Here is a 13,256-nt window from a genome sequence, read left to right on the forward strand (position 1 = left end):
GTTGCACTTCAGATTTCAGACCGCCTCCACTTTCAATCAGCAATTTACTGGTTGCCAGCTTCCACGAACATGACACGAACATTACATTAATGTAATTCAGGGGTCATTCGGTGGTAAGTGTCCAACCCATAGCATGACCTGCATTGCGTCGAACTGTGCCGCTCAGGATGGGGTGGCGTTTAGAACGACTTCCGAGTCATCTATGGAGGATTTCAGGCCATGCCGCCTCGTTCACCCTTTTTTATCGTGCCCCCACAGGGCCTTTCTCGTCGGCGTTTCGTCCAAGGGTTAGCCGCCGGCGGCGTTCTCGCTGGGCTGTCCACGCCGGCGTTCAAGGCATTTGCCCAGCAAGGCTCCGCGACGCGCGGTGCCGCCCCTGTGCTAAAGGGCACCGAGTTCGACTTGGTGATCGCCGAATCGCCCGTGAACTTCACGGGCAAGCCAGGCGTGGCTACGACCATCAACGGCTCGCTGCCGGCACCGACATTGCGTTGGCGCGAGGGTGACACCGTCACAATCCGTGTGACCAACAAGCTGCGTGAAGCCACATCCATTCACTGGCACGGGATCATCCTGCCGTATCAGATGGATGGCGTACCGGGCATCAGCTTCAATGGCATCGCTCCCGGCGAGACCTTCACGTACCGCTTCAAGGTCCAGCAGAGCGGCTCCTACTGGTACCACTCGCACTCCGGCTTCCAGGAACTCACGGGCATGTACGGGGCGATCATCATCGACCCCGCTGGCGCCGAGACCATCCGCGCCGACCGTGACCACGTGCTGCTGTTCTCGGATTGGACCGACGAAGACCCGATGCGGGTGTTCACCAAGCTCAAGTCCCAAAGCGACTACTACAACTACAACCAACCTACCGTCTTCGACTTCTTCCGGGACGCCTCGCGCGACGGCACGGCCGCTGCGATCGACAAGCGCAAGATGTGGAACGAGATGCGGATGAATCCGACGGATCTCGCAGATCTGTCTGCCGCCACGCTGACCTATCTGGCCAACGGCGTCACCCCCGCCGGCAATTGGACGGCGCTGTTCCGACCGGGTGAGCGCGTGCGGCTGCGCATGGTCAACGGTGCGGGCAACACCTTCTACGACGTACGCATTCCCGGACTGAAACTCACGGTGGTGCACGTCGATGGTGTTGACGTGGAGCCGGTGACCGTCGATGAGTTCCGATTCGGTCCTGGCGAAACCGTCGACGTGATCGTCCAGCCACGGGATGACGCTTACACGATCTTCGCCCAGGCGATGGACCGGACAGGCTACGCGCGTGCCACGCTGGCCGTGCGTGAAGGTCTTCAAGCTCCCGTGCCTGCCCTCGATCCGGTCGAATGGCTGACCATGAACGACATGATGGGCGGCATGATGGGGGGCATGGACCATGGCGGGTCCGGCCAGGCCATGGAGATGACCGGGATGACGGGCATGACGGGCATGACGGGCATGACGGGCATGACGGGCATGACCGGGATGGGCTCGGGTTCGATGTCCGGGATGGATCATGGGGCGATGGCTGGCATGAATCACGGCGCCATGAACCACGGTGGCATGGCGATGGATCACAGCCAACACGCCGCGGCGGCGGGGGGACTGGCCGTGCCCAGCACTACTGCTCGCCACGCTCGCACCGAGTATGGTGCCAGCACGGACATGCGCGTTGACATGGCGCGCACCAACCTCGATGACCCCGGCATCGGACTGCGCAACAACGGTCGGCGCGTGTTGACCCTCGCGGATCTGCATACCCCGTCGGGGCCGCTGGACAAGAGAGGCCCCGGCCGGGAGGTCGAACTGCACCTCACGGGCAACATGGAACGCTACGCATGGTCCCTGGACGGGCTGGAGTTCGGAAAGTCCACGCCGGTGCACTTCAAACACGGCGAGCGGCTGCGGGTCATTCTGCACAACGACACCATGATGACCCATCCCATGCACCTGCACGGCATGTGGAGCGAACTGGAAAGCCCCGACGGTCGCTTCCTTGCGCGCCGCCACACCCTGCCGGTGCAGCCGGCACAACGCGTCAGCTTCCTGGTGACAGCCGACGCGCTCGGCCGCTGGGCGTGGCACTGCCACCTGATGTTCCACATGGATGCCGGCATGTTCCGCGAAGTCGTGGTGTCTTGAACCCAGCGCACAAGGAAGACCAAGAATGTCCAAAGCACTCCCCACTCGCGCACTGGCCACGACGCTTGCGGCCCTGGTAAGCGTCGCCGCCCAGGCACAAGCACAGAACGACCATGCAGCGCACGGCCAGGCCGACGCTCAAACGGCCGCGCCATCTACTCAGACCGTGGCTCCTGCCGCCGACCCGCACGCGGGTCACGCGACGTCGGCGAGCGGCTCGACCGCGGCCCCGGCCATGGATCACGGCAACATGCAGATGCAGGGCGGGTCGGCGCCTCCTGACGCCCGCGATCCGCATGGCTACTCCAATGGCCTGACATTGGGATCGGGCGACTACGCCGTACCCGGTGTGCCGCGGCTGATGCTGGCCGACGAACACAGGTTCTTTTCGTTGCGCGGCGAAACTCTGGAACGCCGCTTCACGCGCAAAGGAGACGACTCCACGGCCTACGACCTCCAGGCGTGGTATGGGACGACCTACAACAAGGCCGTCGTGAAGGCCGAAGGCGATATCGCCAAAGGAAAGCTCGAAGAATCGCGTACCGAGCTTCTCTGGGGGCACGCCGTCGCACCGTACTGGGACACCCAGCTCGGCGTTCGGGTGGATAACGGGGAAGGCCCGAGCCGTCAATGGTTGGCTTTCGGCATCCAGGGCCTCGCCCCCTACTGGTTCGAGCTGGAGGCGACGGGCTACGTGGGAAGTGGTGGACGTACGGCGCTGCGTGTCGAAGGCAGCTACGAGCTGCTGCTGACCCAGCGACTGATTCTGGAGCCTCGCGCCGAGTTGCAGTTTTATGGCAAGGACGACCCGGAACGCGGTATCGGCAAGGGCCTGGCCGAAGCGTCTGCTGGCTTGCGCCTGCGCTATGAATTCAGTCGCCAGTTCGCCCCCTATATCGGCGTGGAACGGGCGGGCAGCTTCGGACGCACCGCGGACTATGTGCGTGCCGAAGGCGGCCGTGCGCAGCAGACGCGCTGGGTGGCTGGCGTGCGATTCTGGTTCTAGAACCTAGCGGGTTTGATCATCTGATGAGAGGCGATCCATGAACATGCACTACGACAGAAGCCAGGGCAAAGTGCCGAGACGCCAGGCATTGATCGCTGGCTTATTGGTGATGGCACTCGCAGGACCGAGCCTGGCGCAGAGCCGACCGATTGCCAAGGTCTGGAAGGACCCGAGCTGCGGATGCTGCAAGGACTGGGTCTCACACCTGCAAGGCGCAGGCTTCGATGTGCAGGTTCTCGACACCGGGAACACCGCAGCGCGCACGCGGCTGGGCATCCCGCAGAAGTACGGTTCTTGCCACACGGCGCAGATCGGCGGCTATGCCATCGAGGGTCATGTGCCTGCCTCGGACATTCAACGCTTGCAGCGCGAAGCCCCGCAGGCCATCGGCCTCGCGGCGCCCGGCATGCCGGTCGGTTCGCCCGGCATGGATGGTCCGGCCTATGGTGGACGCAAGGACGCCTACGACGTGCTGCTGATTGGGAAAAACGGTAGCAGCACGGTCTATCAGTCGCATCGCTGACCATCCATCAACCCTTCTCCGTGGAGATATGCCATGCAGCATCAGCACACACAGACCCCCAGCGATCGCCCCCGGTTCTGGCGATCGCGCTACGGCGTGGCGTTCCTCATCATCGCCGCTGTCGCCGCGTATTTCCTGCTCAAGGAGCATACGGCACATGTTGCCGGCTATCTCCCCTTCCTGCTGCTGGCGGCTTGTCCGCTGATGCACCTGTTCATGCACCGTGGTCACGGCCACGGCGGACACGATCATGCCGCGCGTCAGGGTAAGGAAGGTGCCGCAGCCTCCAAGGAGCAGAAGCAATGAGTCGAGGCACTCGCACCGTGCGAGCACGCGACGCCGCGCTTGTCTCCTTGCGCGCCTGCGGCCTGCTGCGATCACCAGACACCAAAGGTTAAGGCAACGCTGATTAAGGTCCACCGTTGATGGGGGTCAAACGTTATCCGCAGATGAAGCAGCAGACCCTGGCAATGGCCGCAGATCAAGACAACGGATTCGAGCATTCGCGCAAACCCACCCGACGCGAAGAGTTCTTGCGGACCATGCAGACAATAGTGCCATGGGCCGCTCTGTGTCAGGTGATAGAGCCGCACTACCCCAAGGCAGGCAACGGCCGCCCGCCCATTGGCCTAGAGCGCATGCTGCGCATCCATTTCCTGCAGCACTGGTTCAACCTGGCCGATCTGGCGTGCGAGGAGGCTCTGTATGACAGTGCCAGTCTGCGCCGCTTTGCGGGCATTGACCTGGGTCGTGAACGGGTGCCCGATGCCACCACGCTGCTGAAGTTTCGCAAACTGCTCCATGAGCACAAACTGGGCGAAGCCCTGTTTGCCAAGGTAGGCCAGCAATTGCAGGAGCGTGGCTTCAAGGTCAATACCGGCACCATCGTGGATGCCACCATCATCGCCGCGCCCAGTTCTACCAAGAACGCCGACAAGGCGCGTGACCCCGACATGCACCAGACCCGCAAAGGCCAGCAATGGTATTTCGGCATGAAGCTGCACATTGGGGTGGACAGCCAAAGCGGGCTGGCGCACAGCGCCGTGGTGACGGCGGCCAACGTGCACGACAAACACCCACTGCCCGATCTGCTGCATGGCAATGAGCGACGCGTGTACGGCGACTCGGCCTATGCCAGCCAGAAAACACTGATAGCGAGCAAAGCCCCCAGGGCCAAGGACTTCACCAACCAGCGCACACGCAGGTGCGGGGTGGTCGATGAAACGCAGCGGTCCAAGAACCGCAACAAGTCCCGCATCCGCGCTCGCGTAGAGCATGTATTCGGGGTGGTCAAACGGCTGTGGGGTTTTGGCAAGGTGCGCTATCGCGGGCTGCAAAAGAACGCCACGCGTGCGTTCACGGCCTTGGCGCTTGCTGGGACAGGTGCGCCCGTAAGGGTTCGAAGGGGGCTCAAAGGCTCCCGAAACAGGCCCTGTGGGGCAAAGCACAGTATCTTTGCGGGCCATTTGGCATTCAAATGGCTGTGCGATGGATATGACGTTACTTGTTCAGCATTGCCCTAAGTCGGCCGTGAGATTGCTGAAAATTCATTCGGCATTTTTGTGCAGCGAACAGTCCGCACGACCATTACCAACGAAGTGCGACAGGCCTCGTTCGCTTTCCTTGGGTCTCGTCTGTTCCTCACAGCGCGCAATCATTCGGACGTATTCAAAGGCCCCATGAGCGCAGCAATGATAGGGCAAGGAAGCGCCTCTCCCGTGTCTTCGCACCTCTCCAGCATGTCTCTCAGAGCGCCTCGCATGCGCTGAAGGTCGCCAACCTTCTCATCGATCTGGTCAAGGCGCCGCCGCGTCACAGTTTGAATGGCTCGGCGATTCCGTCCATCCTCCAGGTCCAAGAGGGATTTCACCTCGTCCAGCGAAAACCCAAGACTCTGAGCGCGCTTGATGAAACCAATCCGCTGGATCATCGAAGCGGGGTAGCGCCGGAAGCTGCCCGCGGTCTTCGGGATCGGCAAGAGCCCGCGTCCTTGGTAGTAGCGGATTGTCTCTACGCCGACACCAGCGACCTTCGCCAGCCTGCCAACCGTCATCCAATCACCCAAACCTTCGTTCATCGAGCGATCCACTGTCTATTCACGAGCAACACAGAATAACGCAGTACCGCGTAGTTGACCCTTGCCTCCATTTGATCCAAATCAATTTCCCGCAGCTCAGTTGGGAATAGGATCACAGGTGTCAATGGGTCAATAGGCCGCACATGCGCACACTTCTCAACCACCGCAGGATTCGCGCCATCGCGTGGATGGTGCTCGGGGTATGGCTGTTTGCGCTCGGGGCCGGGGTGGCCAATGCCTGCCTTCTGGAGTCTCCGCAGCAACATCGGCATGCTGTCGGGTATGAGCATGTCCCATCGTCCGGGCATGGAAATCATGAAGGCCTCAATGGTGAGCACGAAGAAGGTTCCCACGACCCGTCGAAGGCCCCGTGCCTGAAGCTCTGCGGCGACGTCAACCAGTCCGCCATTCAGAAAGCACCAACCTTCGCGTTCGACCTCGTCGGTTTGGCGCCTCCCGCCTATGGAGACCAGCTGCTGGCTCCGACGTTGGCTCTGCGAGCCATCCCATCGAGGGGTCACCAGCGACCACCTCCCAAGCGGCCGTCGTGGCTGCTGTTCGAGCGTCTCGCGCTGTAGCGCCTCCTTTGAGTTGCCGTGTCGGTCACACCCGGCGCACAACTCATAAGCCTTGACTCTGTACCCGACTACGGAGTTTTCATAGGGCTTTGTCCGCTTGCGGCGACATCGGTTTCGCCCCAATGGCAGGCACCCGCGGCTAAAGGAGAGAGAAATGAAATTCACGCATTCGATCGCGGCCATCGTTGGCGCCGCACTGGTCACCTTGTCTGCGTTCGCGCAGGACAACCATCAGGCCCATCACCCCGCAGGTGCGAGTCCGACCGCGGCCGAGACGCCAAGGGCGCCGACCACCGAGGGCATGGATGCGCAACTGAAGTCGATGCAGGCCATGCACGAACGGATGGTGGCTGCGAAGACGCCTGCGCAGCGCAAGGCGCTCATGGCCGAACACATGCAGGCCATGCGGGCTGGCATGGCGATGATGGGCGCAATGAAGGATGGAGCCGAGTCGGCGCCGACAGCTGAGCGGCAGCAAATGCTCGAAATGCGCATGGACATGTGCCAGTCCATGATGCAGATGATGATGGACCGGATGCCTGAGCCGGCGAAGTGAGGAGGACGACCATGACAACTTCTCACCGCACCGGTCCAAGGTTTTCGCGCTCGCGATGGTTCCTGGGCTTTCTGGTCTTCCTGGCCGTGAGCATCTACATGCTGCTGACGGAACACCGCGGGCACTACCTGGCCGCGCTGCCACTGGTCCTCCTGGCGACTTGCGTCATCGCTCATGTGCTGATGCATCGCCATGCCGTACCAGGCGACGGTAGCAAGGCGAATCCACCGTACCCGGGAGAGCGCAAATGAACCACGATGCGCCCGCTTATGGGCTTTGGCTGCTCGTCCTCGTGAACTCGGCGGTCTTCATCATGTTCGCCTTCAGCTTCTTCAAACCGCAGACCTCGCGCGACTGGAGAACCTTCGGGACATTCGCAGCGTTCATTGTTGCCTTGTTCGTCGAGATGTACGGCTTTCCGCTGACGCTGTACGTGCTGTCCGGCTGGCTTCAGACCAAGTATCCCAGTCTGGACTTGCTGTCGCACAACAGCGGCCATCTCTGGTCGACCCTGCTGGGCGAGAGCGGCGACCCTCACTTCAGCCCGCTTCATATCGCGAGCTACATCTTCATCGGGGGCGGCTTCTGGCTTCTGTCGAGCGCCTGGACGGTGCTCTACCACGCGCAACGGCACGCCCAACTTGCCGTGAGCGGCCCATACGCCAGGATTCGGCACCCGCAGTATGTGGCCTTCGTGGCGATCCTTTTCGGCTTTCTGCTGCAGTGGCCGACGCTGTTGACGCTGCTGATGTTCCCCTTCCTCGTCGTGATGTATTCGAGGCTGGCTGTCAACGAGGAGAAGGACATGCGCAAGCAGTTCGGCGCCGAGTTCGACGCCTATGCCGCGCGCACGCCGCGCTTCCTTCCCTCCCTCTCGGACACGCGCCAGCGAGGCTGACATGAAGAAGACCCGCTGGCGTCAGCGCATCAATCGACCGTACCTGGCTGCAGCCTACGGGCAAGGCGATGGCTGCGGCTCCCGCTCGGATGCGGACATGAGCGCCGCGCCCCGCCGGGCGTCGACACACGCAATGCTGATCGCCTGCGACCAGACCTAACGGAGAACCCATGGCAAAGAACAAGAAGGGCGCCAAAGGCGCCAAGCACAAGGCCGATGTGGACGGCACCGGCACTGCCCACGGCTCAGCGCGCGACGAGACAGCGACACGCTCGATCGGCCGCGAGGACTACGAAGCACAGTTGCACATGCTGCAGATCGAACTGGTGAAACTGCAGCGGCATTTCATCAAATGCAACGACCGTATCCTGATCCTCTTGGAGGGAAGGGACGGCGCAGGCAAGGACGGCAGCATCAAGCGGCTGGTCGAACACCTGAGTCCTCGGGAAACACGGGTCGTCGCGCTAGGAAAGCCCTCCGACCGGGATCGCACGGGCTGGTACTTCCAGCGCTACGTCCCGCACCTGCCAGTTGGCGAAGAGCTCGTGGTGTTCAACCGCAGTTGGTACAACCGTGCGGGCGTGGAACCGGTGATGGGCTTCTGTACCGCCGAGGAGCACGAGGAATTCATGAACTCAGTGCCCAAGTTCGAGGAGATGCTGGTCAACTCCGGCATCAAGCTGCTGAAGTATTACCTCGACATCGGCAAGAAGGAGCAGAGCCGCCGGCTCGGGGAACGCCGCCGTGATCCCCTCAAACAGTGGAAGTCGAGCCCGGTGGATGCCGTCGCGCTGAAGCACTGGGACGGCTATACACGGGCGCGCGACGAGATGTTCATGCGCACCCATACGGCCGCGGCGCCCTGGTCTGTCGTGCACGCCGACAACAAACGGTTGGCGAGGCTCAACCTGATCAGAGACATCCTCTCCCGGCTGCACTACGCCGGCAAGAAGCACAAGGTCATCGCTCCCGACCGGGAGATCGTCTTCGAGTTCTCGCAGGACTGCCTGGACTCGGGCCGACTCGCTCGTTGAGACCACGAACACAGCGAACAGGAAGAACAGCCATGAAGTCGATCAACGTTGAAGTCGGAGGGCTCGTATCGAGCCTGAGCGCGGAGGGAGTACGCCGCAAGCTGCTGCAGCTTCCCGGCGTCCATCATGCAGATGTCAACTATGTTGCGGGAAGCGCAACGGTCCATCTCGATGAGGGACAACTCAGTGTCGAGGATCTGCGCCAGCGCATCGCCGAATGCGGCTATCACTGCCGTGGCGAGCAGACGCCCAAGCACGTGTGCGCGCCCGCCGCTGGCGTCTCTGCCGACCCCAGCCATGCGGTGCACGGCCATCACGGCGCACCCGCACGTCAGGCGCAAGAGATGGGGCATGAGGGGCACCACGCGCATGCCCCCGCCACGGCCGCACGCGCGAAGGCTGCGGCCACGACGCCCGCCGCCCATGCTGCGCACCAGGCCCACGCAGGCGACCCTGCGATGGCCGACATGATGCACGACATGGGCCACGGGTCGGGCTCGATGCAGGACATGGCTCGGGACATGCGCAATCGCTTCTTCGTGGCCCTGGTCTTCGCCATTCCCGTGTTCTTCTATTCCCCGATGGGGAAGATGTTCGGCGACTTCCAGACGCCGTTCGGGCTGGACGACAAGCTCTTTCTTTTCTTCCTCGCAAGTGCCGCGATCATCTATCCAGGTTGGCCTTTCTACGTGGCGGCGTGGCGCGCACTGCGCAACGGCGTCGCCAACATGGCCACGTTGGTCGTGCTGTCGGTGGGCACCGGCTACCTGTTCAGCATCGGCGCGACCTTCTTCTACGAGGGTGAGGTGTTCTATGAAGCGGCATCGGTGCTGCTGGTCTTCATCCTGCTGGGGCACTGGCTGGAGATGCGCGCCCGCGCGGGCGCATCCGACGCGATTCGCGCGTTGATGGATCTCGCCCCGCCCATGGCCACGGTCGTGCGCAACGGGGTGGAGACCAAGGTACCGACCGCCGAGGTTGCAGCCGGCGAACTGGTCGTGATCAAGCCCGGCGACAAGATCCCGGTGGACGGCGAGATCGTCGAGGGCGCGTCGCAAGTGGACGAGTCGATGCTGACGGGCGAGTCCATGCCGGTCAAGAAGGGCGTGGGCAGCACCGTCGTAGGCGCCAGCATCAACAAGAGCGGAAGCTTTCGCTACAAGGCCACGAAGGTCGGCGCGGACACGGCCTTGGCGCAGATCGTCAAGCTGGTCCAGGAGGCCCAGAACTCGAAGGCCCCCGGCCAGCTGCTGGCCGACCAGGCATCCCAGTGGCTGGTGCTGGCGGCGATCGTAATTGGCCTGCTGACCTTCAGCGTCTGGTACTGGGTGATGGGACAGACATTGCTGTTCGCACTCACCTTGACCATCACCGTGTTCGTGATCGCCTGCCCTGACGCGCTGGGGCTGGCCACCCCGATGGCCATCATGGTCGGGACCGGGCTGGGCGCAATGAACGGCATTCTCTTCAAGAATGCGGCCGCATTGGAGAACGCCACCAAGTTGACGGTCGTGGTGTTCGACAAGACCGGCACCTTGACACTGGGGCAGCCCGATGTCGTCGAGATGGTGGCCGCGCCCGGTGTCGAGGAGACGCGGCTTCTGGCGACGGCCGCCGCGGTGGAGAAGTTCTCCGAGCACCCCCTCGCGCTCGCAGTGCTCAAGCGTGCGGGAGACATGCCGACGGAGGTCACCGAGAACTTCACCAACATCGATGGGCAAGGCGCACGGGCCACTATCGGGGGCGAGACGGTGCTCCTGGGCAACCGGCTGCTGATGCAGTCGGAACAGGTGGATCTGGCTCCCCTTGCCAGCGAGGCGGCGCGGCTGCAAGGCGGGGGGCGCACTGTGGTCCACGTCGCGCGCGGTGGCCGGCTGATCGGCCTCATCGCGATCGCCGATGCCGTGCGGCCGACCTCGCGCGAGACGATCGCCAAGCTGCAGGCACGCGGCGTGAAGGTCGCGATGCTGACCGGCGACAACCAGGCGACCGCCGAGCGCATCGGCAAGGAACTGGGCATCGACATCGTGCTTGCGGATGTGTTGCCCGGGCAGAAGGCCTCCAAGATCAAGGAACTGCAGCAGCAGGGTCACAAGGTCGGCATGGTCGGCGACGGCATCAACGACGCTCCGGCGCTGACGCAGGCCGACGTGGGCTTTGCGATTGGCGCGGGGACGGACGTTGCGATGGAAAGCGCCCAGGTGGTGTTGATGAAGAGTGACCCCTACGACGTGGTCGGGGCCATCGAACTGTCCCGGGCGACGCTGCGCAAGATGCACCAGAACCTCTGGTGGGCCGTGGCCTACAACGTGATCGCCTTCCCGCTGGCGGCCGGGGTGCTGTATCCGTTCACCTTGTCGCCCGAGGTCGCTGCATTGTCCATGTCGGGCAGTTCCGCGATCGTCGCGATCAATGCGCTGATGCTCAAGCGCACGCGCCTGCCGGGGATCAAGCGCGTGACGTCGCGTGCCAGTGTCCCAGCGGCCGCGTCAGCCTGAGCGGCGGGCCACCATGGTAGAGAGCCGCGCCATGCGATCACCGCGCGAATCCGGGCCCACCCGCCAGCAAGACCTCGGCGTCGCGCAGCTGGGTTGGCTCGCTGCGGCCGTATTCGTCGTCTCGGCCGGATATGGGGCACTGATGCCCTTGATCCCCGACTGGCTGCGGCCCTTGATGGGCGACGCGGATCCTGCGGCGCTTGCGCGCCATGTCGGCTACCTCAGCGGCATCTACACGGCGGGCATCCTGCTGGGTGCGCCCCTGTGGGGCATGCTGGCGGACAGGCTGGGGCGTGCCCGCGTGTTGCTGGTGGGCCTGATCGGCTACGTGGCCAGCCTGCTCCCGCTGCTGCGCCCCGAGTCCCTGGGCGTGGTCGGCATCTATGCGCTGCGCGGCGCGACGGGCTTTTTTGTGGCCGCGGTCGTGCCGGTGGTGCCGGCGCTCGTCGCGCAGTACACCCCAGAATCGATTCGCGCCAGGCGCTTTGCATGGCTGGGTGCGATGTCGCTGCTCGGGTTCCTGTTCGGCCCCGGCCTGAACGCCGCTGCAGAACGGCTTGTCGGCCTGGGCTTCTTGAGCGTGCTGGTACAGGGCTCATCGACCACGCTCGTGATCGCACTCTCGGCCGCGCTCGGCGCGCTGATGATGCTGGGCCTGGCCGCAACGCTTCCCGCACCTTCCTCCCTTGGAGAGGCGGACGCAGCCGATCACGACGGAGCACCCCGGAGCCGCTCCCTGGCGCTCTGGATTCTCAACGGTGTGATCATGTTCGTGCTTGCCGGCTTTGAACTCGGCATCGTGCTGCAGGGCCAGCGCCACCCCGATCTCTCCTCCCGAGAGGTGTCGTTGATGTTCGCCGAGTGCAGTCTGGTGATGCTGGGCGTCAACGCGGTGCTGTTCTTCACCGGCCTGCTGGAGCGCGCCGACCCACGCCGCGTACTGGCCTGCGGCATGGTCCTGGGCATCGCCGGGCTCCTGATGCTGGCCCGCCATGGCAGCGAGATGTGGCTGTACGTCGGCGTGAGTTTCACGGCTGCGGGCACGGGTCTCGTGCTCCCCACCCTGGCCTACCTCGCTGCCGGCACCTCGGCGCGGCGGCTCGGTATCGCGATGGGAGGGCTCGCCGCGGCAGCCGGCCTCGGACAAACACTGGGATCGGCCGCCACCGGATGGCTATTCGGCGCTGTGATGCAGAGCACCTTTGCGTGGCTGTCGATTCCACTGGCCGCCACCCTCGCGCTGCTGCTCATTCCGCGGCATTGGTGGCCAGCCAACCCCGTCCTGGTGAGCGCTTCACCGTCCCGCACTTTTCTCACTTCCACGGAAACCGAACCATGAGACTGATCCTGATGTCCCTGCTCGCAGCGCTTGCCCTGTCGCTGAGCGGATGCGGCTACAACGACTTCCAGCGGCTGGACGAGCAGACCAAGTCCGCCTGGTCCGAGGTGCTGAACCAGTACCAGCGGCGCGCCGACCTGATCCCCAACATCGTCGCGACCGTCAAGGGCGAGACCAACTTCGAGCAGGAGACGCTGACCCGGGTGGTCGAGGCCCGCGCGAAGGCGACCTCGATCCAGGCCACGCCGGAACTCGTCAACAACCCCGAGGCGTTCCAGAAGTTCCAGGCGGCACAGAGCGAACTGTCCGGCGCGCTGAGCCGGCTGCTGGTGGTGAGCGAGAACTACCCGCAACTCAAGGCGAACCAGGCTTTTCAAGACCTGCGTGCCCAACTTGAGGGCACGGAGAACCGCATCACCGTGGCGCGTGGGCGCTACGTGAAGGCGGTGCAGGATTACAACGTGCTCACGCGCAGCTTCCCGACCAACATCACGGCCAAGCTGTTCAGCTACGTCGTCAAGCCCAATTTCTCGGTCGCCGACGAGAAGGCCATGGCGGCGCCGCCACAGGTCGATTTCGGCGCCTCGGCGCCGGCGGCGCGCCCCTGA

14 protein-coding genes and 1 pseudogene are annotated in these 13,256 nt (G+C 63.6%); 14 read left to right on the plus strand and 1 reads right to left on the minus strand.

Annotation, left to right across the window (positions count from 1 at the left end; translation table 11 throughout):
* Positions 1-219: 219 nt before the first annotated feature.
* The 5 genes and pseudogenes from PQV96_RS02025 to PQV96_RS02045 all read left to right on the plus strand — a co-directional run.
* Entirely contained in the window at positions 220-2,139 is a 1,920-nt protein-coding gene (locus PQV96_RS02025; protein ID WP_273624415.1) for a copper resistance system multicopper oxidase, read from the plus strand.
* Positions 2,140-2,164: 25 nt separating this feature from the next.
* Entirely contained in the window at positions 2,165-3,145 is a 981-nt protein-coding gene (locus PQV96_RS02030) for a copper resistance protein B (protein WP_207375620.1), read from the plus strand.
* Between the two features lie 37 nt (positions 3,146-3,182).
* Entirely contained in the window at positions 3,183-3,668 is a 486-nt protein-coding gene (locus PQV96_RS02035) for a DUF411 domain-containing protein (RefSeq protein WP_273624416.1), read from the plus strand.
* A 33-nt stretch (positions 3,669-3,701) separates the two neighbouring features.
* Positions 3,702-3,974 (plus strand): DUF2933 domain-containing protein, encoded by a 273-nt coding sequence (locus PQV96_RS02040; protein WP_003097518.1) that lies wholly within the window; start codon positions 3,702-3,704, stop codon positions 3,972-3,974.
* Between the two features lie 143 nt (positions 3,975-4,117).
* Positions 4,118-5,044, plus strand: a pseudogene (locus tag PQV96_RS02045) (IS5 family transposase); the annotation flags it as partial.
* Between the two features lie 278 nt (positions 5,045-5,322).
* On the opposite strand, the gene PQV96_RS02050 reads toward PQV96_RS02045, so the two are convergent.
* Complete coding sequence (locus PQV96_RS02050; RefSeq protein ID WP_273624417.1) at positions 5,323-5,745, minus strand: MerR family transcriptional regulator; 423 nt, start codon at positions 5,743-5,745, stop codon at positions 5,323-5,325.
* Between the two features lie 143 nt (positions 5,746-5,888).
* Here PQV96_RS02050 and PQV96_RS02055 point away from each other — a divergent pair, with 143 nt between their 5' ends.
* From PQV96_RS02055 to PQV96_RS02095, 9 genes are all read left to right on the plus strand, one after another.
* A complete protein-coding gene (locus tag PQV96_RS02055; protein WP_155714379.1) occupies positions 5,889-6,323 on the plus strand; it encodes a hypothetical protein in 435 nt (144 codons plus the stop codon).
* Between the two features lie 154 nt (positions 6,324-6,477).
* Positions 6,478-6,879: a hypothetical protein gene (locus PQV96_RS02060; protein ID WP_003090236.1), complete on the plus strand. Its 402-nt coding sequence runs from the start codon at positions 6,478-6,480 to the stop codon at positions 6,877-6,879.
* An 11-nt stretch (positions 6,880-6,890) separates the two neighbouring features.
* Positions 6,891-7,130, plus strand: coding sequence for a DUF2933 domain-containing protein (locus PQV96_RS02065; RefSeq protein WP_003090237.1), 240 nt, complete (start codon positions 6,891-6,893; stop codon positions 7,128-7,130).
* Positions 7,127-7,777, plus strand: a complete 651-nt coding sequence (locus tag PQV96_RS02070) for a methyltransferase family protein (RefSeq protein ID WP_003090238.1) — start codon at positions 7,127-7,129, stop codon at positions 7,775-7,777. The genes PQV96_RS02065 and PQV96_RS02070 overlap by 4 nt, the downstream gene beginning before the upstream one ends.
* 1 nt (position 7,778) lies before the next feature.
* A complete protein-coding gene (locus PQV96_RS02075; protein ID WP_010791738.1) occupies positions 7,779-7,937 on the plus strand; it encodes a hypothetical protein in 159 nt (52 codons plus the stop codon).
* A 10-nt stretch (positions 7,938-7,947) separates the two neighbouring features.
* Entirely contained in the window at positions 7,948-8,811 is an 864-nt protein-coding gene (gene ppk2, locus PQV96_RS02080; RefSeq protein WP_003090242.1) for a polyphosphate kinase 2, read from the plus strand.
* A gap of 32 nt (positions 8,812-8,843) precedes the next feature.
* A complete protein-coding gene (locus tag PQV96_RS02085; RefSeq protein ID WP_023087279.1) occupies positions 8,844-11,309 on the plus strand; it encodes a heavy metal translocating P-type ATPase in 2,466 nt (821 codons plus the stop codon).
* 13 nt (positions 11,310-11,322) lie between these two features.
* Complete coding sequence (locus PQV96_RS02090) at positions 11,323-12,648, plus strand: MFS transporter (protein WP_023083480.1); 1,326 nt, start codon at positions 11,323-11,325, stop codon at positions 12,646-12,648.
* Positions 12,645-13,256, plus strand: a complete 612-nt coding sequence (locus PQV96_RS02095; protein WP_003090252.1) for a LemA family protein — start codon at positions 12,645-12,647, stop codon at positions 13,254-13,256. The genes PQV96_RS02090 and PQV96_RS02095 overlap by 4 nt, the downstream gene beginning before the upstream one ends.

The organism is Acidovorax temperans (assembly GCF_028596105.1).
Classification (GTDB): Bacteria; Pseudomonadota; Gammaproteobacteria; order Burkholderiales; family Burkholderiaceae_C; genus Acidovorax; species Acidovorax temperans.